22 protein-coding genes are annotated in these 20,461 nt (G+C 55.4%); 9 read left to right on the forward strand and 13 right to left on the reverse strand.

Annotation, left to right across the window (positions count from 1 at the left end):
- Nucleotides 1-106 precede the first annotated feature (106 nt).
- From ADINL_RS04640 to ADINL_RS04650, 3 genes are read left to right on the forward strand one after another with little or no spacing between them, the layout of a single operon-like run.
- Entirely contained in the window at nt 107-529 is a 423-nt protein-coding gene (locus ADINL_RS04640; RefSeq protein ID WP_036544426.1) for a ketosteroid isomerase-related protein, read from the forward strand.
- Nucleotides 516-1,103: a GNAT family N-acetyltransferase gene (locus ADINL_RS04645; RefSeq protein ID WP_036544427.1), complete on the forward strand. Its 588-nt coding sequence runs from the start codon at nt 516-518 to the stop codon at nt 1,101-1,103. Before ADINL_RS04640 ends, ADINL_RS04645 begins: the two co-directional genes overlap by 14 nt.
- Nucleotides 1,103-1,984, forward strand: a complete 882-nt coding sequence (locus ADINL_RS04650; protein ID WP_239644333.1) for a carbon-nitrogen hydrolase family protein — start codon at nt 1,103-1,105, stop codon at nt 1,982-1,984. Before ADINL_RS04645 ends, ADINL_RS04650 begins: the two co-directional genes overlap by 1 nt.
- Here ADINL_RS04650 and ADINL_RS04655 read toward each other — a convergent pair.
- Both ADINL_RS04655 and ADINL_RS04660 read right to left on the reverse strand, forming a co-directional pair.
- Complete coding sequence (locus ADINL_RS04655; RefSeq protein ID WP_036544428.1) at nt 1,981-3,159, reverse strand: vWA domain-containing protein; 1,179 nt, start codon at nt 3,157-3,159, stop codon at nt 1,981-1,983. The genes ADINL_RS04650 and ADINL_RS04655 overlap by 4 nt on opposite strands.
- Nucleotides 3,160-3,176: 17 nt before the next feature.
- The gene (locus ADINL_RS04660) at nt 3,177-4,022 is read right to left on the reverse strand and encodes an AAA family ATPase (RefSeq protein ID WP_036544429.1); all 846 of its coding nucleotides are present in this window, start codon (nt 4,020-4,022) and stop codon (nt 3,177-3,179) included.
- Nucleotides 4,023-4,195: 173 nt separating this feature from the next.
- Between ADINL_RS04660 and ADINL_RS04665 the strand changes: the two genes are divergently transcribed.
- Complete coding sequence (locus ADINL_RS04665; protein WP_036544430.1) at nt 4,196-5,275, forward strand: NAD(P)-dependent alcohol dehydrogenase; 1,080 nt, start codon at nt 4,196-4,198, stop codon at nt 5,273-5,275.
- Here ADINL_RS04665 and ADINL_RS04670 read toward each other — a convergent pair.
- From ADINL_RS04670 to ADINL_RS04715, 10 genes are read right to left on the reverse strand one after another with little or no spacing between them, the layout of a single operon-like run.
- On the reverse strand, nt 5,272-6,954 hold the full coding sequence (locus ADINL_RS04670) for a complex I subunit 5 family protein (RefSeq protein ID WP_051632564.1): 1,683 nt from the start codon (nt 6,952-6,954) through the stop codon (nt 5,272-5,274). The two genes, ADINL_RS04665 and ADINL_RS04670, sit on opposite strands and share 4 nt — an antisense overlap.
- Complete coding sequence (locus ADINL_RS04675) at nt 6,951-8,447, reverse strand: proton-conducting transporter transmembrane domain-containing protein (RefSeq protein WP_036544431.1); 1,497 nt, start codon at nt 8,445-8,447, stop codon at nt 6,951-6,953. Before ADINL_RS04675 ends, ADINL_RS04670 begins: the two co-directional genes overlap by 4 nt.
- Nucleotides 8,444-9,910, reverse strand: coding sequence for a complex I subunit 5 family protein (locus ADINL_RS04680; protein ID WP_036544432.1), 1,467 nt, complete (start codon nt 9,908-9,910; stop codon nt 8,444-8,446). Before ADINL_RS04680 ends, ADINL_RS04675 begins: the two co-directional genes overlap by 4 nt.
- Nucleotides 9,907-10,212 carry an NADH-quinone oxidoreductase subunit K gene (locus tag ADINL_RS04685; protein WP_036544433.1) on the reverse strand — a complete coding sequence of 102 codons (306 nt, stop codon included), beginning with the start codon at nt 10,210-10,212 and terminating at the stop codon, nt 9,907-9,909. The genes ADINL_RS04680 and ADINL_RS04685 overlap by 4 nt, the downstream gene beginning before the upstream one ends.
- Nucleotides 10,202-11,155: a hydrogenase subunit MbhD domain-containing protein gene (locus tag ADINL_RS04690; RefSeq protein WP_051632565.1), complete on the reverse strand. Its 954-nt coding sequence runs from the start codon at nt 11,153-11,155 to the stop codon at nt 10,202-10,204. Before ADINL_RS04690 ends, ADINL_RS04685 begins: the two co-directional genes overlap by 11 nt.
- Nucleotides 11,148-11,480, reverse strand: coding sequence for a monovalent cation/H(+) antiporter subunit G (gene mnhG, locus ADINL_RS04695; protein ID WP_036544435.1), 333 nt, complete (start codon nt 11,478-11,480; stop codon nt 11,148-11,150). The genes ADINL_RS04690 and mnhG overlap by 8 nt, the downstream gene beginning before the upstream one ends.
- Nucleotides 11,477-11,755, reverse strand: a complete 279-nt coding sequence (locus ADINL_RS04700) for an MrpF/PhaF family protein (RefSeq protein ID WP_036544436.1) — start codon at nt 11,753-11,755, stop codon at nt 11,477-11,479. Before ADINL_RS04700 ends, mnhG begins: the two co-directional genes overlap by 4 nt.
- Nucleotides 11,752-12,255 carry a Na+/H+ antiporter subunit E gene (locus ADINL_RS04705; protein ID WP_051632566.1) on the reverse strand — a complete coding sequence of 168 codons (504 nt, stop codon included), beginning with the start codon at nt 12,253-12,255 and terminating at the stop codon, nt 11,752-11,754. Before ADINL_RS04705 ends, ADINL_RS04700 begins: the two co-directional genes overlap by 4 nt.
- Before the next feature lie 20 nt (nt 12,256-12,275).
- Nucleotides 12,276-13,169, reverse strand: a complete 894-nt coding sequence (locus tag ADINL_RS04710; protein ID WP_051632567.1) for a ChaN family lipoprotein — start codon at nt 13,167-13,169, stop codon at nt 12,276-12,278.
- Nucleotides 13,166-13,495, reverse strand: coding sequence for a hypothetical protein (locus tag ADINL_RS04715; protein WP_036544437.1), 330 nt, complete (start codon nt 13,493-13,495; stop codon nt 13,166-13,168). The genes ADINL_RS04710 and ADINL_RS04715 overlap by 4 nt, the downstream gene beginning before the upstream one ends.
- A gap of 106 nt (nt 13,496-13,601) precedes the next feature.
- On the opposite strand from ADINL_RS04715, the gene parC reads away from it, so the two are divergent.
- Nucleotides 13,602-15,878, forward strand: coding sequence for a DNA topoisomerase IV subunit A (gene parC, locus ADINL_RS04720; RefSeq protein ID WP_036544440.1), 2,277 nt, complete (start codon nt 13,602-13,604; stop codon nt 15,876-15,878).
- A 4-nt stretch (nt 15,879-15,882) separates the two neighbouring features.
- Here parC and ADINL_RS15895 read toward each other — a convergent pair whose 3' ends face one another.
- Nucleotides 15,883-17,529 carry a hypothetical protein gene (locus ADINL_RS15895; protein WP_051632568.1) on the reverse strand — a complete coding sequence of 549 codons (1,647 nt, stop codon included), beginning with the start codon at nt 17,527-17,529 and terminating at the stop codon, nt 15,883-15,885.
- A 184-nt stretch (nt 17,530-17,713) separates the two neighbouring features.
- On the opposite strand from ADINL_RS15895, the gene ADINL_RS04730 reads away from it, so the two are divergent.
- From ADINL_RS04730 to rlmH, 4 genes are read left to right on the forward strand one after another with little or no spacing between them, the layout of a single operon-like run.
- Nucleotides 17,714-18,970: a glutamate-5-semialdehyde dehydrogenase gene (locus ADINL_RS04730; protein ID WP_036544442.1), complete on the forward strand. Its 1,257-nt coding sequence runs from the start codon at nt 17,714-17,716 to the stop codon at nt 18,968-18,970.
- 3 nt (nt 18,971-18,973) lie between these two features.
- Nucleotides 18,974-19,624, forward strand: coding sequence for a nicotinate-nucleotide adenylyltransferase (gene nadD, locus ADINL_RS04735; RefSeq protein WP_036544444.1), 651 nt, complete (start codon nt 18,974-18,976; stop codon nt 19,622-19,624).
- Nucleotides 19,625-19,640: 16 nt separating this feature from the next.
- Entirely contained in the window at nt 19,641-19,988 is a 348-nt protein-coding gene (gene rsfS / locus ADINL_RS04740; protein ID WP_036544445.1) for a ribosome silencing factor, read from the forward strand.
- A 1-nt stretch (nt 19,989) separates the two neighbouring features.
- A complete protein-coding gene (gene rlmH, locus ADINL_RS04745; protein ID WP_036544447.1) occupies nt 19,990-20,457 on the forward strand; it encodes a 23S rRNA (pseudouridine(1915)-N(3))-methyltransferase RlmH in 468 nt (155 codons plus the stop codon).
- The last annotated feature ends 4 nt before the right edge of the window (nt 20,458-20,461 follow it).

The raw sequence follows: 20,461 nt of genomic DNA on the forward strand, positions 1-20,461 counted from the left end.
TAAATGCGCCATGCAGGTGAAATCCAGTCAAAGGGTGGATTTTCAATCACCCTGAGGCTATGTCAGGATAACACTCAACCCTGGACCGATTGTTAGAGGATAGTGCATGCGTGAAACAACTGAAGCTTTATTAACCCGTTACTTTGAGGCCTTCAATGCTGGTGATACAGATGGCATGCTGGCATTGGTTGCGGATGATCTGCGCCATGATGTGAATCAGGGCGAAACCCGTCTGGGTAAAGAGGCCTTTACCGAGTTTAATGCACACATGACGGCCTGTTACAAGGAGCGCTTGAGTGATCTGGTGCTGATGACCGATGCAACGGGTGAACGTGCCAGTGCTGAATTTATCGTTCATGGTGAATATTTACGTACGGATGAGGGCTTGCCCGAAGCCAAGGGACAGACCTATTGCCTTCCGGCAGGAACATTTTTTGAGGTGTCGCAGGGTAAAATCCAGCGTATCACCACCTATTATAACCTGAGTGACTGGATTGTTCAGGTGGTGGGCCCCGATGGCGACTATTGAAATACGCTCACTGACAGGTGAGGATATCTGGCCCTGGCTGGATGCATTGGCATCCCTGCGAATTCAGATATTTCGCGATTTTCCCTATCTGTATCAGGGCAGTCATGCGTATGAGCATGAATACCTGAAACACTACCTCAACAGCCATTCCGTGATTGTTGGCGCGTTTGATGGCAAACAGTTGGTGGGGGCCGCGACTGCCGGTGTGTTGAGTGATCATGATGCATCTTTTGCTGAAACCCTGTCAGAGGCCGGATTCGATCCGCAAACGCTGCTCTATTGTGGCGAGTCGGTACTCTTGCCGGAGTACCGTGGTCAGGGCCTGGGACACAGGTTCTTTGAGCAGCGTGAGGCACACGGGCGGGCGTTGGGTTTGCAGTTCAGTTGTTTTGCTTCGGTAATCCGGCCTGAACAGCATCCACTGAAACCTTCCGACTATCAGCCTCTGGATGCATTCTGGTATAAACGTGGCTATATCCCGCTGGAAGGTGTCCAGGCCGGGTTCAGTTGGCAGGATATAGATCAGCCTTCGGAGACCGAAAAGCTGATGCAGATCTGGTTGAAGGTATTGTAATGCAGGTAATGACCCGTTATCGCGCAGCGGTGGCTGCCTATCCGCTTGACTGGCTGTCGGACTGGCAGGCATATGAGCGAAAACTGACTGACTGGGTCAGTGACGCCACGCGTCAGGGCGCGTCACTGCTGGTCTTTCCAGAGTATGCTGCAATGGAACTGGCGAGTCTGGCAGGTAAAGCGGTTGCCGCCGATCTGCAACAACAGATCGATGTGCTCAGTGAGCGGGCGGTGCAAATCGACGCGTTACACCAGGACCTGGCTCAGCGCTTTAATTGCTATGTACTGGCAGGCTCCTTGCCGTTACGCCTGTCGCCCAGCCGGGTCGTGAATCGGGCCCGGTTGTTTGGACCAGAGGGTTGTCTCGGCTATCAGGACAAACAGATCATGACTCGCTTTGAGCGTGAGCTCTGGCGGGTTGAATCGGGTGATGGGCTGCGTGTGTTCGATACCCCGTTGGGGCGTCTGGGTATCCTCATCTGTTATGACAGTGAATTTCCATTACTGGGACGACAGCTGGCTGAGGCGGGGGTGGAAGTCCTGCTGGTACCTTCCTGTACAGATACACTGGCAGGTTACTGGCGCGTCCGTATCGGTGCCATGGCACGGGCGCTGGAAAATCAGTGTTACGTGCTGCAGGCTCCGACCGTAGGCGAGGCAGACTGGTCTCCGGCTGTCGATGAAAATGTTGGTGCTGCCGCCATTTATGGTCCTCCTGATCGGGGATTTCCGGAAACCGGAGTGCTGGCTGAAGGTGAACTGAATCAACCTGGCTGGGTCATCGCCGAAATCGACCTGGAGGCAGTTGCCCAGGTCAGAGAGGCAGGCCAGGTACTAAACTTCAAACACTGGCCTGAGCAGTTCAAAAAAGACGAGCGTTAGTGCTTGCTCAACTCTCGCATTGCGGCATCCAGTCCTTCCAGCGTCATGGGAAACATCCGCTGCTGTACCAGCTCCTGGATCATGCCTATCGACTGGGTATAGCGCCAGTAGGCCGGATCAACCGGATTCAACCAGACCAGTGACGGCCATTGCTGGGTGAGCCGCTGTAGCCAGCGTTGTCCGGGTTCGGCATTCATGTGCTCAACACTGCCACCGGGTACGGCAATCTCATAGGGGGACATGGACGCATCGCCGACCAGAATGACCTTGTAGTCTGACGCATAGGTATTCAGCAGATCCAGTGTCGCAGTGCGCTGGTCAAAACGTCGACGGTTGTCGCGCCATACGGATTCATAGACACAGTTGTGAAAGTAATAGCTTTCCAGATGCCTGAATTCGGTACGGCAGGCGCTGAACAGGGCTTCAATGTGCTGTATATGTTCATCCATGGAACCGCCCACATCCAGTAACAGCAAGACCTTCACCGCATTGTGCCGCTCGCGTACCATCCGCAGGTCAAGGTGGCCGGCATTGCGTGCTGTGGCGCGAATGGTGGCATCCAGATCCAGCTCTTCGTGAGCACCGGTTCGGGCAAATTTACGCAGCCGTTTCAGTGCGACCTGAATATTGCGATTATCCAGATGCTGCTGATCGTCCAGGTTCCGGAATTCGCGGCGCTCCCAGACTTTGACAGCGCGTCGATGTCGGGACTGCCCGCCGATCCGTATGCCTTCGGGATGATACCCGCCATGACCAAAGGGTGAAGTGCCACCCGTACCGATCCATTTGTTTCCGCCAGCATGTCGTCCTTTTTGTGTTTCCAGCCTCTCCTTCAGGGTTTCCAGCAGTTTTTCCAGACTGCCCAGACTGCTCAGTTCAGCTTTCTCCGCATCACTCAGTTGGCGGGTAAAGGTCTGGCGCAGCCAGTCTTCCGGAATGAGCTGCTCCAGCGTCATCGGCAGTTCACCCAGACCGGAAAAATAATAGGCAAATGCCTGATCAAAACGGTCATAGAACTTTTCATCCTTGATCAGACAGGTGCGTGCCAGCAGATAAAAAGCATCCGTATCGGCAAAGGCCAGGTTGGCTTGCAGCGCTTTTAACAGGTCGAGAAATTCCCGTGGTGTGACGGGGATCTCGGCTTTGCGCAGGGTCTCAAAAAAGTCGATCAGCATGAACCGCTCCAGGGGGCTTAGCGTTGTTGGCGTCGGATCATAAACGCCAGACGCTCCAGCAACGAGGCATCCTGTTCATTCTTGACCAGTGCGCCACACAAGGGAGGCACGGCGCTGGCGGTATCCTGCTGCAACAGGACTTCACGTGCAAGGTCATCTGCCATCAACAGCTTTAGCCAGTCGACCAGCTCCGAGGTGCTGGGTTTCTTTTTCAGCCCGGAAATGTCGCGCAGGTCATAAAAAACTTCCAGCGCCCGTTCAACCAGTTGCTGTTGAATTGACGGAAAGTGTACATCGACAATACGGCGCATGGTGTCCCGGTCCGGAAAGCGGATGTAATGAAAGAAGCAGCGCCGCAGGAAGGCATCCGGCAGCTCTTTTTCATTGTTTGAGGTGATGATCACCAGTGGCCGGTGTCGTGCCCGGATCTGCTGCTGGGTTTCGTAAACATGAAATTCCATACGATCCAGCTCCAGCAGCAGGTCGTTGGGAAATTCGATATCGGCTTTATCGATTTCATCGATCAGCAGGACGGCTGGCTGCTCGCTGCTGAATGCCTCCCAGAGCTTTCCGGGAACAATATAGTTGCTGATGTCATGAACCCGATCATGGCCGAGCTGGGAGTCACGTAATCGGGAGACGGCATCATACTCATACAGACCCTGCTGAGCTTTGGTGGTTGATTTGACGTGCCAGGTGAACAGCGGTCGTTGCAGTGCGGTGGCGACTTCTTCGGCCAGCAGTGTTTTGCCCGTGCCGGGTTCGCCCTTGATCAGCAGCGGCCGTTGCAGGGTTAACGCCGCATTGACGGCGAGCTGAAGTTCATCAGTGGCCACATAACGTTCAGTGCCGGTGAATTGCATACGAATCTTCCATTCAGACGGTGACAGTAAACGGCCAGTTTACTGCGCTACATGATCCAGCTCAAATCGATATCAGGTCGCCATGGCAGCTCTCTGAACGCTGATCTACAGTTAAGGTATCGGGCCTGAGCGCTCGTCAGGAAGGATGAATTCTAAAAAATCAGGAGAACGAGATGGCGATGATGATGAAAGCGGCAGTGTTTGTTGAACCTGGCCGTATTGAACTGGATGATAAGCCGATCCCGGATATCGGACCCAATGATGCGCTGATCCGTGTGACCACCACAACGATCTGTGGTACCGATGTACACATACTTAAAGGTGAGTACCCGGTTGCCAAAGGGCTGACTGTGGGTCATGAACCCGTAGGGATTATTGAAAAACTGGGCAGTAATGTGCAGGGTTACCGTGAAGGCCAGCGTGTCATAGCGGGTGCGATCTGTCCCAGCTTTACCTCCTATGCCTGCCAGGATCACTGCAGTGCACAGGATGGTGGTAGCCATTCGCACGGTTATAAACCCATGGGTGGCTGGCGTTTTGGTAACAGCATCGATGGTGCGCAAGCAGAATATTTACGGGTCCCGGATGCCCAGGCCAACCTGTCACCGGTACCGGATGGGCTGACAGATGAGCAGGTGCTGATGTGCCCGGATATTATGTCTACCGGGTTTGCCGGTGCCGAATCGGCCAATATCCGCATCGGGGATACTGTGGCCGTGTTTGCCCAGGGACCGATTGGACTCTGCGCCACTGCTGGTGCCAAATTGCGTGGCGCCAGCAAGATTATTGTGGTGGATGGTATCGATGAACGGTTACAGATGGCCCGCCAGATGGGCGCAGATATTACCCTCGACTTCCGTAAAGTGGATGTGGTTGCCGAAATTCTGAAGCTGACCGGCGGGCGAGGGGTGGATGCATCCATTGAAGCGCTGGGGCTGCAATCGACTTTTGAAGCTGCGCTGCGTGTACTGAAACCGGGTGGCACTCTGTCCAGTCTGGGGGTTTACTCGACCGATCTGCGTATCCCGCTGGATGCCTTCTGTGCTGGTCTCGGAGATCATAAAATCGTTACCTCCCTGTGTCCCGGCGGCAAGGAGCGTATGCGCCGTTTGATGGATGTGATTGCGTCAGGACGCGTGGATCTGGGTCCTATGGTGACACACCGTTATCCACTGGAGAAAATCGTGGAGGCCTATGATCTGTTTTCGCATCAGCGAGATGGTGTGCTGAAGGTAGCGATCCAGGCGATCTAAAACCACCAGATCAGCAAGTTGGCCAGCAGTAGCAGCAGGCCAAATAGTGCTGCAATCTGACTTCTGCACCGGGGTTCAAGCCTGGCTAGCCAGGCTTGAACCGCCTTGGTTGACATCGCCGGTGCTGGCGCTTTATGACTGAAAGCTGTAGCTGTCAGTGCAGAGGCCAGCCATCGGCTGGCCTGCTCGAATACAATCACCATGTCTCCCTGGAGGATCTGCCAACGGGGGGCGTGGTGGCGCAGCCACAGACTGATCAACAGGGTCAGGGCGGGAACCCACCAGAGCTCAGCATACGCCAGGGGTTGTTGATAAAGTGGTGTGAACAGGTCAGCAGCAAACCATTGTGGCGCAAAAAAGCTGCACAGAACCAGTGCGGCCCAGCTCAGTTGCATCCAGGTATTGGTTGATTCAGTCGTATCCTGCTGGCGCTGCTGTTTAAGTAACCAGAGAAAGCGCAACATCAGACTGGTTGTCGCGGCGGCGCTCAGGGTGATCGCCAGAATCAGGCTGTTCAGCGGCAGGTCATAGAGTCCTGCTTTCAGCAGCAGTTTGGCGTGTGCACCACTGCCCAGTAAACCAATCAGTGACAAGGCAGGCAACAACATTCCCAGGGAAAAGAGCACGACTGGAATCGTCTGGTATTGTGCGTTGATGCCTGTGGATAGAAACAGTGCGCCTTTGGCCAGTGCATGGTGCAGAGCAAAGAATGTCAGCACGGGAAGCAAGGGTAGCAACAGGCTTGGCTGCAGGAAAATACACCCCAGTGTCAGTGTCATCAGCCCCATTTGACTAATACTTGAGTACGCCAATACAGCCTTGGGGGCGTTTTGCAGCACACCCAGCAATGCGGCACCAAAGGCGGCCGTAAAGCCCAGTATGATCAGTGTGGCCGCCCAGAGTGACGATTGAAATTCACCCAGCGGCAGTAATCCGAGCCAGGCAAAGAGTCCTGCCTTGATCATGGCACCACTGAGTACGGCACTGGCAGGAGTGGGGGCAACCGGGTGTGCCAGTGGCAGCCAGAGATGCAACAAGGGTATGCCTGCCTTGACTCCAAAACCAAAAAACAGACAGAACAGAATCAGCTGGGCATGGCTGGATTCGGGTATCGCGCGGGCCAGATCACTGCTCAGGATTGAAGTGTGTGCCGTTGCCGCACTGGCCAGAAACAGGCCGCTCAGAATCAACATTTCACCCATAATCGCCATGACCAGATAGATACGTCCCGCGCGCAGTGCCGAGGCACTGCGGTTGTGGATAACCAGGCCATAGCCTGCGAAGGTCATCAGAGCAAAGAACAGGTAGAAACTGATAATATCTGCGCTGACCAGCAAGCCAAGATTACCGCTCAGCGTCAGTAGCCAGAGGCGCCAGAAGCTCACTGCTCTGGAATCTTTTTGCAAATACCCCAGGCCGTAGAGTGCACTGAGCAGCCAGAGCAAGGCTGTAAACAGCAGGAAGGTCTGGCTGATCGGCAGCGTTTGCCAGACACTGCCCAGTAACAGGGTTGGCAGGCTGAGGTGAGTGTAGGCCAGTTGACTGAGCCACAGCGCCGGCAAGCATGCCAGTACTGCCGCCGTGCCTGCGTGTCTTTGTCCACCAGGTATGCAGGTGAGAGCGGCCAGCAGCAGAGGCCAGATGGGGGTGAGCAGCAGTAACCACTGGTCGAGTGTCATGGCAGATACTCCCTCAGGGTGATGAGTTCCGCCCAGCTCAGTGGGCTGAGCACCGAACTGGCAAATAATCCGGCCAACAGACTCAGGGTTGCAGTCACCAGCGCCGGAATCAGGAGAAGTGGTGTGGTATCCCGCCAGCGGGTAATCATTTCGTCTGGCCAGTCGCCCTGTTGCGGATTAAACCAGATGCGTTGCAGAACCGGAAGAAAATACGCCGCATTCAACAGGCTGCTGCTAATCAGCACCAGGATTACCCAGTCCATACCGGCTTCCAGTGCTCCGGTTCCCAGATACCATTTGCTGATGAAACCGGCAACAGGAGGCAAACCAATCATGCCCAAGGCACCCAGTGTAAAGGCTGCACTGGTCAGTGGCATACGCTTTCCGACGCCATCCAGCTCATGAATCTTGTGAATGCCCAGTGTTTCTGCATAGTTACCGGCGCAGAAAAACAGTGTGACTTTCATCAGCCCCTGATGCAGCAAATGCACCAGTCCACCAATGGTGCCCAGCGGACCAAACAGGCTGATGCCCAATATGATATAGGACACCTGACTGACCGTTGAGAAGGCCAGGCGTTTTTTGATGTCCACCTGCTGCAGCGCCCGCCAGGAACCATACAGGATAGTGAAGGAGGCGATCAGGGTTAAGGGCCATAGCAGACCCTGTTGCCAGGCCAGTTCGATACCATAAATATCGTATACCACGCGGACGATACCAAAGGCACCAGCCTTCACCACGGCGACAGCGTGTAACAATGCACTGACCGGTGCGGGTGCAACCATCGCTGTGGGTAGCCAGCCATGAAACGGGAAGATAGCGGCCTTGACTCCCAGACCGGCGATCAGCAGCGCAAAAATCAGTGCCATCCATCCGGGCCAGGTGCCAACCAGTGCTGCCGTCTGTTCGGTATTGCCAAAGGGAATATCACCTCCCAGCGCATAGAGTGCAGCGACGCCTACCAGTAACACCACTCCCCCACCGAGCGTATAGATCAGATAGGTACGACCTGCTCTTAATGATGCCTCTGTACCACGATGAACCACCAGTGGGTAGGTCGACAGGGTCAGGAGTTCATAAAAAATCAGGAAAGTGAACAGATTACCTGCCAGTGAAATCCCCATGGTGCTGGCGACACACAGGCTGAAATAACCGAAAAAACGGCTGCGGTTTGGTGAATTTTCCAGGTAGCCGATGGCATAGAGGGTGGTAAACAACCAGAGTACTGAAGATAAGCCAGCAAACAGCATCGCCAGGGCATCAGCCCTGAGAATCAGCGATAACCCGGGTAAGACTTCCAGACTGACTTCCGGATAATCCTGTCGCAGCACGACCTGCAGCAGCAGTATGATCAACACCAACTTCAGACAGGCGGCGGCAATATTAATACTGCTGCGTAACCGGTGGCGTGATTCCGGTAACATAAAGATGATCATGGCTGCCAGAAATGACGTCATGAGTACCGCCAGCGGCAGGCTGTTCGTCCAGTTCATGGCAGTGCCTCCATCAGCGGTCCGGGCAAGCTGATCAGCTGTAACGGCAACATGGCGGCAAAGCCAAGCAGAATGCTGGCCACAGAAAGCGTCAATGCAGTCAGCTCCATCGACAGAGCGGGACGGGCAAAGCGATCACCCTCTTCACCGGTTTCACGATAGGTGTAAGCAAACACGCGAAAAATATAGGCGGCAGAGAGCAGACTGCCGAGTACCAGTACAACCACCCACCACCATTGCCCGGACAGCAGGCTGCTTTGCAGTAACAGCCATTTGGCACTGAAGCCGCCACTGGGTGGTAATCCCATCAGGCTGACACCTGCCAGACCAAAGGCAAAAATTGTCAGGGGGCGGTAGCGGCTCATACCGGCCAGTGCCTGCAGGTCAGGTTTGCCGGTGCAGATCATCAGATTACCGGCAGCCAGGAACATACCGGCTTTGGCCAGCGCGTGTGCCAGCAGCATCAGTATGCCTCCCTGATACGCCAGCTGGCTGGCGTCGCTCTGTCCGGCGGTCAGCAGCGGGAACATCAGCAGCATATAGCCGATTTGCGCCACTGTGGAGTAGGCAACGACCCATTTCAGATGCTGCTGTCGCAATGCCATCCAGCCACCCCAGAAAATGGCACCGGCGCCCAGTATGCCCAGTAGCTGTGACAGGGAAGGCAGGTGGCGATAGATATCCAGTTCAATCCAGAAGCGTAACAGCATGTAAAAAGACGCTTTGATCACCAGTGCGGAGAGCAGTGCGCTGACAGGCGTTAACGCGCCTCCGTGAGCGGGAGGCAACCAGGTGTGTAGCGGAAATACAGCGGTCTTTAATAGCAGACCGCCGACAATCAGGGTCACCGCAACCTGACTGGTGGGTCCCCAATGCCAATGTTCGGCAAGACTGTCCAGTGCCAGGGTGCCATGAGCACCGTAGAGCAGCGCTACCCCGAGCAGATAGCCCATGGAACCCAGCAGGGCGGCATACAGATAGCGAATGGAGGCTTCCAGCGAACGTTCATCCGCCGCAAAGGCTACCAGCCCTACCGCTGCGAGGGTGAGCAGTTCCAGGCCGACATACAGGTTAAAGGTGTCGGCTGCCAGCCAGATGCCGTTCAGTGATGCCCAGAGAAACCAGAATAATGGCCAGAAGTTGGCGCGTTTCTCTGCTTTCAGATAAGACTGCGCATAGAGCGCACAGAGACTGCTGACCAGGGCACTCATGAGAATAAACAGCATTGCCAGACCATCGGCTCTCAGTGCAATACCCAAAGGCGCCTGCCAGTTACCCATGGCATAGATTTGCGGGCCCGATTGAATCACCTGATAGCTGAGCAGCAGGGCTGCCACTAATTGGCTGAGAATCCCCAGTGCCGAGGCAGCAGAGCGCCAGCGATCCGGTAGCAGCATAGTCAGTGTGGCACCCGCCAGCGGAATCACCAGAAGCCAGGGCATGGGGGACTGCATCAGACTCATGACTGGCTGTCCTCAGGTAGCTCAGTGGCCTGTTTAAGCTGAAACCAGCGGCGAATCAGGACCAGAGCCAAGGCCGTTGCAGCGACTGCCACGACGATTCCGGTCAGCACCAGTGCCTGTGGCACCGGATCACTGTTGCCTTGTCCTTGTTGTGCAAATCCGACCAGAATCAAAAAGGTGCCATTGCCAAACAGGTTAAAGGCGATCAGACGGCGCAGCAGATGCCGATGGTAGATAAAACCAAACAGTCCCAGGCCACACAGGCCAATGCCTCCAAAGGTGAAAATCAGGTCACTGCTCATCTTGCCTCCGTTTGCCTGGCAGTTGTGCAGGAGTGTGTGCAACTGTAAACAGGCTCAGCAGAATCAGCCCGATGGACAGCGTCAGAGCCAGCTCGATCAGCAGAATCAGCATGCCGGCGCTGCCATCCGGATATGTCAGGAAGGGGCGCCCGCCAATCAGGGTGCTGACCGCGACAGCGAGAAACACACCAAATCCCATCACCAGTCCTGCTTTCATCAGAAATTCACTGCGCCGGGGTGACAGACGGGTACCGGACAAGTGCAGCAGAATAAATGCCGCCGCCAGCATCGCACCAGCCTGAAAGGCACCACCTGGACGGTCAGCTCCAGCCCAGAGCAGGTAGGCCGCAGTAAGCAGCATGGCCGGAATAAGCAGTGTCAGGCAGGCATGCAGGAGCGGGTTGGGCAGCCCTGGCAAACTGTCTGGTGGTGCGTCCTTTGACTGCAGGGTGAGTCCGACCAGCACGGCCAGCACCAGTACACCAATTTCCAGTAGCGTGTCATAGCTGCGGAAGTTCAACAGTACCGCCGTGATGGGATGGTCTACACCGCTTTCCGGTAGTGCGTCAGCGACCTGCTGATGCAGGGCGATGGCTGGCTGAGGTTGATGTAGCACGGCCCATATCAGCAGGCCGACCAGCGTCAGGCTGGCCAGTAACGCCAGTCCCAGGCGTGCCCGACTCGGGCTGGGTTCTGTCGTCAGTTTGCCGGTTTTCTTCAGCTGTCCAAGCGTGTCCAATAGCAGAATGCCGGTGATACCTGCACCTATGACGGCTTCAGCCAGCGCGATATCAGGTGCATCCAGTCGTATCCACACCAGCGATAACAGCAGTCCCAGCAAAATAAAAAACACAACTGCCCGGAAAATACTTTGACTCATCAGGCTGGTAATAGCGACTGCACCCAGACCGAGCAACAGTAGCCAGTCGATCATTTCATTCATGGGTGCCCTCCGGGTTCTCTGTCTCTCCCGGTTGGCGTAATGGAACCTGCTGAGCACGAGCCTCCCAGGCAACCAGGTGACCACTTAACGCGCTGGCGAGCATGACCAGTAGCCAGATCAACAGTAACTTGAGGGTGATGCTGAGTGAAAAACTGGCCGGAATCAGTCCCAACACAATCAGTCCCAGTCCCAGGTTGTCGGCTTTGGTCAGGGCGTGGATGCGGGTGAAGGTATCCGGAAAGCGTACCAGACCGATAGAGCCAACCAGAAACATCAGTGCGCCACTGATCAGTAAGCCGCCCTGCAGCCATTCCAGCAGGCTCATTTGGTTTCCTCCCGCTCAGTGCCGGTTTGCCAGACCCTGCTGACAAATGCCACCGCTGCCAGCATTGCCAGCAGAGCCAATACCAGCGCTGTATCGCGGGCAGCGGGTAACTGCTGCAGCTCTGCCAGAATCAACAACAGCGCAACACCGGTCGTGCCGAACAGCTGTGCGGCCAGCAGTCGGTCTGCCAGGCGCGGGCCACGCAGTACCCTGATCACACCGACCAGTAGTGAACCGAGCAGAATCAGCAGCGTGGTGCCATAGATCAAGGTCATGTGCGCTTCTCCGAGATCAGCAACCGGGAGATCTGACCTTCCAGCTGTTGCAGGCTGTGATGGGTGGTTTCTGCATCATCCAGTGAATGAATCAGCAGGCCATCGGCCTCACTGCTGACGCTCAAAGTGCCGGGCATCAGACTCAGGCTGCTCATGAATAACCAGCGCGGCAGACCCTGGAGTTGGGTGTGGTAGGTGACATAGTGTGATTTCAAGGGTAAGGACGGGTGCAGGGTGCGGCGCGCAATATCTATTCCGGCAATCAGGGATGCCCAGAGAAAATAGAATAGAAATCCGGGCAATTCCAGCAGTCTCAAGCGGTGTTTGCTGGCCGGAGTCAGTTGAAAACTGATGATGACGGCCAGCGCAACAGCCGGGATGCCGATCAGCCAGCTGCCGGGTTCACCGCCTGTGAGGACCCACCAGAACGCCACGGCGCAGAACGTACGCCAGCCCAGTGCGGCTGGATGTGCGGCGAGTCGTGTGATCAGTCTGTCCATGGCGGTTAACTCCGTTGCGGTTACTGAAAGGCGGCACAATGATCCTGTTCAGGCATTGCAGGAGTAAAGAGTAGTAGATCGCTGCTGAGTTCCCCATTCGGGAAGTGCGGATACACTTCATCCCGATAATCGATGGCGTCTGTTGCCTGATCCAGAGGTGTCATAATCAGACTGGTATGCGCTGTAGATAGCCAGCGAGGGATGCCGAGATCCTTGCGGACATGCATGGCACCGGCGATCAACACATTGACCTTGAGAGGGTCTGCTGTCTCGATCATGCGTGCTGCCATATGCTGATCCCGACCCAGTTGTACCTGCAGCATCTGCACCAGGTTGGCACGAGGCAGGTGGCCGCAGTGGCTGGTGTAAATCAGTTCCATCATATAGCGACTGTGTGCATCATCCAGCTGGCCCTCAGCGGCACCCAGACGGTAGGCTTGCATTTGTGCTGACCTGGGCAGATCGGCTCCGACCACGCGTGAAGCCTGATTCAACGCCAGACGCACCTGAGATTCATAACGTTCCCAGGGCCAGCCCGGTGACCAGTTAAGTAGTTCGGCTGTCACCTCATCGCCACGCCCGGACCATTCATCCAGCTGGGTTTGTTGTTCAGTCTGTGCCATTTCCAGCGCAACCGTTCCCAATCTGCCGGTTTCCGCGAGCTGTTTCAGTATCCAGGTTTGCAGTTGATGATGGTCAGGGTTGTCGTGTCGTTCGCCCAGCAGCAGCCAGCTACCCTCGGGAAGCTGGTTCAAATACGTCTGCAGTGATTCAAAACGCTCTGTTTCTGTATGCCAGAGCTGACCTGCCAGCGGGTGCTCCCGGTGCTCCGGTGCCTGCCAGTCGATCTCCGTCTGTGCCACCAATGGCCAGGACAGCAGCGTGCAGAGCAAGATACACAGGCGTTTAATCATAGGCCACGGTCCCTGGATTTGACATCCAGATAGTCGCGTTGAATCACTGTTTCCAGTGCGTTGACTGCTTTGACCAGCTCATCGAAGGTTTCCCGACATTGACGCAGTTGCTTGATCTGGTCTGCAGAAGGCACTGTATCGGGCGATAGCTTGGCTATTTCCAGCAGCTCGGTGACATAGGCCGCACGCGAGTGGGCTACCATCGACAGCAAGGGTTTCAGATCTTCCAGACTTAATTCTGGAATCATTGGATTAATGATGGCGCGGTTGATTTCGCGACGGAATTTTTCCAGTTCCAACATCAGGCGGTTATTGCTGACGGTCATCGGGCTTTCCTCCAGACTAGTGATAGCCTTATTATGATGGCAGGGTTGCAATTGTGAAGCCTGTTTGTTGATATTTACGGAAAAAATGACTCCGATTGGAACTTAAATGGCCATAGAAACCACATTTAACGGTGAAACTGAAAGTCTTCCGCTGCGCACCTTCAGCGAGAAAGCGTATCTAGACTATTCCATGTACGTCATTCTGGATCGTGCCCTGCCGCATATTGGCGATGGCATGAAGCCGGTGCAGCGACGTATTGTCTATGCAATGTCAGAACTGGGTCTGAAAGCCACTGCCAAGTACAAAAAGTCGGCACGTACGGTCGGTGATGTGCTGGGTAAGTTTCACCCGCACGGAGATTCGGCCTGTTACGAGGCGATGGTGCTGATGGCACAGCCTTTCAGCTACCGTTACCCGCTGGTGGACGGCCAGGGTAACTGGGGTTCTCCGGATGACCCGAAATCCTTTGCGGCGATGCGCTACACCGAATCACGTCTGTCTCCCTATGCCGAAGTGTTGCTGAAAGAGCTGGGGCAGGGCACTGTGACCTGGCAACCCAACTTTGACGGCACGCTGGATGAGCCTGAAGTGCTGCCGGCACGCTTGCCGAACGTATTGCTCAATGGGGGTACCGGGATAGCGGTGGGTATGGCGACGGATATTCCGCCACATAATCTGCGAGAGGTAGCTTCCGCCTGTATTCACCTGCTGGACAATCCCCAGGCGGGCGTTGAGGAGCTGTGCGAAATACTGCCTGGACCGGATATGCCAACGGAGGCAGAAATCGTGACGCCGCGGGATGAGTTGCTGAAACTCTATACCACCGGGCGGGGCTCGTTGAAGATGCGAGCCATCTACACGCGTGAGGATGGCGATATCATTATTACGGCGCTGCCGTATCAGGTCTCAGGCAATAAGGTGCTGGAACAGATTGCGGCACAGATGCAGCAGAAAAAACTGCCAATGGTCAGTGATCTGCGAGATGAGTCAGATCATGAAAACCCGACGCGCCTGGTGATTGTGCCTCGCTCCAACCGAATCGATGCAGAGCAGTTGATGGCACACCTGTTTGCCTCGACCGATCTGGAACGCAGTTATCGCGTGAACATGAATATGATCGGTATCGATGGCCGTCCTCAGGTCAAGGATCTGCGTCAGATCCTCACCGAGTGGCTGAGCTGGCGTACCGAGATCGTGCGGCGTCGACTGCAGCATCGCTTACAGAAAGTGCTGGATCGTTTGCACATTCTGGAAGGCCTGATGATTGCGTACCTCAATATAGATGAGGTCATTCGCATTATCCGGGAGGAGGATAATCCCAAGCAGGCCATGGTCGCACGTTTCGGTATTACCGAGATTCAGGCGGATGCGATTCTGGACCTGAAACTGCGTCACCTGGCGCGTCTGGAAGAGTTCAAGATCCGCAGTGAGCAGAATGAGCTGGAAGAAGAGCGTCTGCGTCTGGAAGAAACGCTGGGCTCTGCCGAGAAAATGCGTCAGCTGATTCGTCAGGAAATTGAAGAAGCCGCTGCAGAGTTTGGTGATGCACGCCGCTCACCCCTGGTTGAGCGTGCTGAAGCGCAGGCTTTCAGTGAGAAAGATCTGTTGTCAGCTGATCCGGTGACTGTGGTGCTGTCCAAGCAGGGCTGGGTCCGTGCTGCACGAGGCCATGATATCGATGCGGCAGGGCTCAGTTATAAATCCGGCGATGCGTTCAAGCTGGCATGTCCGGGGCGCATGAATCAGCCGACTATTCTGCTGGATTCAACCGGGCGCAGCTACACACTGGATACCCATACGCTGCCCTCAGCACGTGGCCAGGGTGAGCCGGTGACCGGTAAGTTGTCGCTTCCCAAGGGCGCCACTATCGATGGCATGATCTGTGGGGCTGAAGGGGATCGGGTCTTGTTAGCCTCGGATGCCGGTTATGGCTTCGTCACCCGAATTGCCGACCTGAGCAGTAAGACCAAAAATGGCAAAGCTGCATTGAGCTTGCCGAAGAATTCCCAGGTGTTGAGTCCTGTGCGTATTCAGGATCCGCAACAGGACCTGTTAGTGGCGGTGACCAATGAGGGGCGTATGCTGGTGTTCCCGGTCAGTGAGCTGCCTGAGCTGGCCAAGGGTAAGGGCAACAAGATTCTCAATATCCCGTCAGCACGGGCGGCCAGCCGTGAAGAGTTGCTGGTGGCTGTTGCTGTTTTATCCCCGGATGATCAGCTGCAGGTGATTTCCGGACGTCAGCATCTCAAACTTAAAGGTGCGGACCTGGAACACTACCGTGGAGAGCGGGGGCGGCGTGGCAATAAGCTGCCACGCGGCTATCAGCGCGTTGACGGTCTGCAGGTGATCAAGTCAACAGCAGCAACCGAGGAATCAGCGTGAGGGCTTAAGCCTGCTCACGCTGGCTGAGTTTACTCATCAGGTGGCGCGACTGTTTCTCCAGTAGCGCCTGATAGGATTGGCTGATTTGCAGAATCAGCACCTTGTCCTCATCTTCCCGACGAATACTGGCACCCTCAAGCAGGGTGCCTTTCAGTTGAGGTGCCTCGGTCAGGGCGGTATGGCTGATCAGCTCGTTACTCTGGGTGGTGCGTGTCAGAAAACGTGCTTCTTCCAGCAAACGCTCCAGTTTGTCGGCCTTGCCGCGTACCAGCGCCATGTGCAAGTTCATCACCGGGCGGAACAGGCGTACGCGGGAGTGATTGTATTGCTTGTACAGATGTGTAAACAGCATGGCTGCACACATGGCATTGACACCATGGGTATCATCTTCCTGTGGCTGGTCAAAAATAATCTGCAGATCACCATTGCCTGCTTTGATGACCCGTCCGTTATAGATCACGGCCACTGAGTTGGCGAGCATGCGGTAGGTCTTGAGTAATGACTGATGTTCTTCTTCCTCAACCAGTTCGGAGTGTGCACTGGTGGTATCGATGAGCAGCAGATAGCCGGCTTCATTGGCTGGCAGCATCAACTCCAGATCTTGCTCAAACGCATAGAGATTCAACTGTTCTTCATCATCATCCAGAGCTGTCAGCAACGGATTGTGACGGCTGAGCGCGGGAGCAGCAGGCTCTGGCTGGCGCTCTTCCAGCTCGACCCAGGGCTCGTCATCAATAAACTCGGGTTCACGCGTACGACCCGCTGTGGCGGGGGTGAAGCGCGGCATAGGGGTTGTATCGCGCTCTGGCTTCAGCAGCGATACCAGTTCACTGTCATCCAGTTCTTCATCTCGTGCGCTCAGGTGTAGTGAGACTGTATCTGTACCGGCCGGTTTGTCGCGTTCGGCAACCAATTGCGGGCGTTGTACCGGTTGTGGTGCTGGCTTGGGTTGCTCAGGTACGGAAGGAGGGGGTGCTGGTACCATGGCTTCCAAGGGTTGTACTGGCGGTAAATCCAGATTGTCGAGATCGTCCGGGTCCAGAATAGGCAGACTGTCATCATCACTCTCACCGGGGTAGGCCTTTGCCAGTTCAGTGTCAAAGTCGGTTGCTGGCAGACTGTCGTCGGATTCGTCGCTGTGCAGACGGCGTGGTGCGCTGGCAAGCCAGAGCGCCAGTAACAGCGTTAACAGGGTGGCAGAGGCGCCGATAGCGACCAGAAACTGCTGGCGTTGCAGTAACAGCAGCAGGCTGCTGCTGTCTGCCCAGACCTCCAGCGTCCCGAGCGACTCATCATTGCGGATCAGTGCGACCTTAATCGATTCGCCCTGCTGCTCTCCACTGAGACCGAGGATGGTGCCTTCGGTGTCGGACAGGCGCATGCCCCGTATCACCGGCTGGCTGGTCATTTCGTTGAGCAGATAATTAATGCTGATGCGATCTTCATTGATCACCAGTGGCTTCAATAACAGGCTGGCACTTTCGGCCAGTGCACCGCTGCTCAGCAGCGCTTCCTCACCGGCGGTACGTGAATTATCCGTTTGTACCAGTATCCAGGTCGCGGCCAGGCCGATCAGGCAGATCAGCAGGGTAACCCAGATCAGGCGAAAACGGGGTGGTGCGATATCAGGCGTGACGGGTGCGGTATCCATGACAGAGTGTGTTCCGAAAGACCTCAGAGATTGTCTCGAATCATACCAGCTCATGGCTCAGAGTCACACAGAGGAATCGATACTTCTGTAAAGCACGGAAATGCGCATGACCCCCGCGGTCAGTCAGGCTATAATGCTGAGCTTGGATTAAGCACGAATATCACCGTTATCACGGACTCGCTGGATGAATACTGAAACCTACATGATCGAACTGGGTCAACAGGCCCGTCGGGCGGCCAATACCATGGCGCGCGCTGAAACCGGACAGAAAAATCGTGCGCTGCTGGCGATGGCGGCAGCTCTGGATGCAGCACGACCTCAGTTGCAGCAGGCCAATGCGGCAGACCTGCAGGCTGGTCGTGAAAAAGGATTGGATGCAGCTATGCTGGACCGTCTGGAACTGACGCCTGCGCGTATCGATAGCATGATCGAAGGTTTGCTTCAGGTGGCTGCGTTGCCGGACCCGGTGGGTGGTATCAATGCGATGAATTATCGCCCAAGCGGTATTCAGGTTGGCAAAATGCGAGTGCCGCTTGGCGTGGTAGGTATTATTTATGAGTCGCGCCCGAATGTGACCGTTGAGGCCGCCAGCTTGTGCCTGAAATCAGGCAATGCCACGATTTTGCGAGGCGGCTCTGAAGCGCTGCAATCGAATCAGGCGATTGCAGCCTGCATTGCTGCAGGCCTGCGTGAAGCCGGACTGCCTGAACAGGTGGTGCAGGTGGTGAATACCACAGACCGTGATGCGGTAGGGCAACTGATCACAATGCCTGAGTATGTCGATGTGATCGTACCACGTGGCGGTAAAGGGCTGATTGAGCGCATTGCCAAAGACGCACGTGTGCCGGTCATCAAGCATCTGGATGGTGTCTGTCATGTTTATATTGATCAGGCTGCAGACAAGGTCAAGGCGATCAATATCGCCCTGAACGCCAAAACACATCGTTATGGCACCTGTAACACCATGGAAACGCTACTGGTGCATCAGTCCATGGCAGCTGAAGTGCTGCCGGATCTGGCGGAGCGTTATCAGGCTTCTGGCGTCGAGTTGCGTGGTTGTGCGTTGACGCGTCAGTATCTGCCCTATATTCGAGAGGCTGATGAGCAGGACTGGTTTGCTGAATATTTGGCACCGGTTCTGGCTATTAAGGTGGTCGAGAATCTGGATGAAGCAATCCGGCATATCAACCATTACGGTTCACACCATACCGATGCGATTGTCACCGAAAACTATACCGATGCCAGGATCTTTTTGCGTGCGGTAGATTCCAGTTCGGTGATGGTGAATGCTTCAACCCGTTTTGCAGATGGTTTTGAGTATGGGCTGGGTGCCGAGATAGGCATCTCTACGGATAAAATCCACGCGCGTGGTCCTGTCGGGCTGGAAGGGCTGACGTCGGAAAAATATGTGGTGTTCGGTGACGGCCATGTACGGCAGTAATTCATGCCGTTGACAGAGCCTTTCGTGTTTATGGGCGGGACTTTTGATCCGGTCCATAATGGCCATCTTCGCACCGCGCTGGAGCTGCAGCAGTGGCTGAATGTCAGCCAGGTTACGCTGATCCCCACAGGGGAGCCGGTACACCGGCTGGCCCCGGGTTGTTCTGCAAAACACCGTTTGGCGATGGTTGAGCTGGCGGTTGCAGATGCCGCCAGCCTGTGTGTCGATGCGCGCGAAGTGGAAGCAGCAACACCCTCCTATTCTGCATTGACGCTGGCATCCTTGCGACAGTCATTGGGTCCGGACCGGCCTATCTGTATGGTGATGGGAATGGATGCCTATCTGGGGCTGCCGGGCTGGAAAGACTGGGATACTTTTTTATCACTCTGTCATATTATTGCCGTCGCGCGGCCAGGGTATACCTATCCCTCGGCAGATGCGATGGATGACTTTACCCGTCGTTACCGGGTGGAGTCGACAGAGGAGTTATGGCAGCGGCCCTGCGGAGCCGTCATGATTCATGAATTGACCCCTTTGGGGATCTCCGCAACACAGATTCGTGAACTGGTCGCACAGGGGCGCTCTCCGCGTTATCTGCTGCCTGATCAGGTCTGGGAATATATTAAACAACATCGGCTGTATGGCTATAAATGAGGTAAATGGATTAGTGATGCAAACAGAGCAACTGATCGACAAAGTGCAAACCATTCTGGAAGATATGAAAGCCCGTGATCTGGTCCTTCTGGATGTTAAGGGCAAATCCAGCGTGACCGATTACATGCTGATTGTCAGTGGTACTTCGCGCCGTCATGTGGTGTCGATGGCTGATGAGGTGATGCAGAAAATTAAAGCTGAAGGCGTGCGTCCACTGGGAACTGAAGGTCAGGAAAGCGGCGACTGGATACTGGTGGATCTGGGTGACCTGGTGGTACACGTGATGATGCCGGATGCGCGCAGCTTCTATGATCTGGAGCGTTTGTGGCGCCATTCCGCTGACGACGTGGAAACCTCTGCCTGAGATGCGGGTTCGGATACTGGCAGTTGGCCAGAAAATGCCAGCCTGGGTAGAGAGTGGTTATCAGGAGTACAGCAAGCGTCTGCCTGCTGACTTCCAGCTGGAGCTGATTGAACTGGCCCCGGGGTACCGTGGTAAAGGAGCAGATATCGCCCGTGCCATGCGCTCGGAAGGCGATGCCATGCTGGCCGCGATTGGCAAAAATGAACGTGTCATTGCACTTGATGTCAAAGGCAAGCCCTGGAGTACAGAGCAACTGGCCAGCCAGGCTGAAGACTGGCGCATGGCAGGAGCCAATGTCTGCTTGCTGGTCGGTGGCCCGGATGGTTTGGACCCGCGTTGTCTGCAACGTGCGGACCAGAAATGGTCCTTGTCCGCTCTGACCTTGCCACACCCGTTGGTACGGATTGTTCTGGCAGAACAGATTTACCGTGCGTGGACATTACTTCAGGGCCACCCCTACCACAAATAACAGG

Source organism: Nitrincola lacisaponensis (genome assembly GCF_000691225.1).
Classification (GTDB): domain Bacteria; phylum Pseudomonadota; class Gammaproteobacteria; order Pseudomonadales; family Balneatricaceae; genus Nitrincola; species Nitrincola lacisaponensis.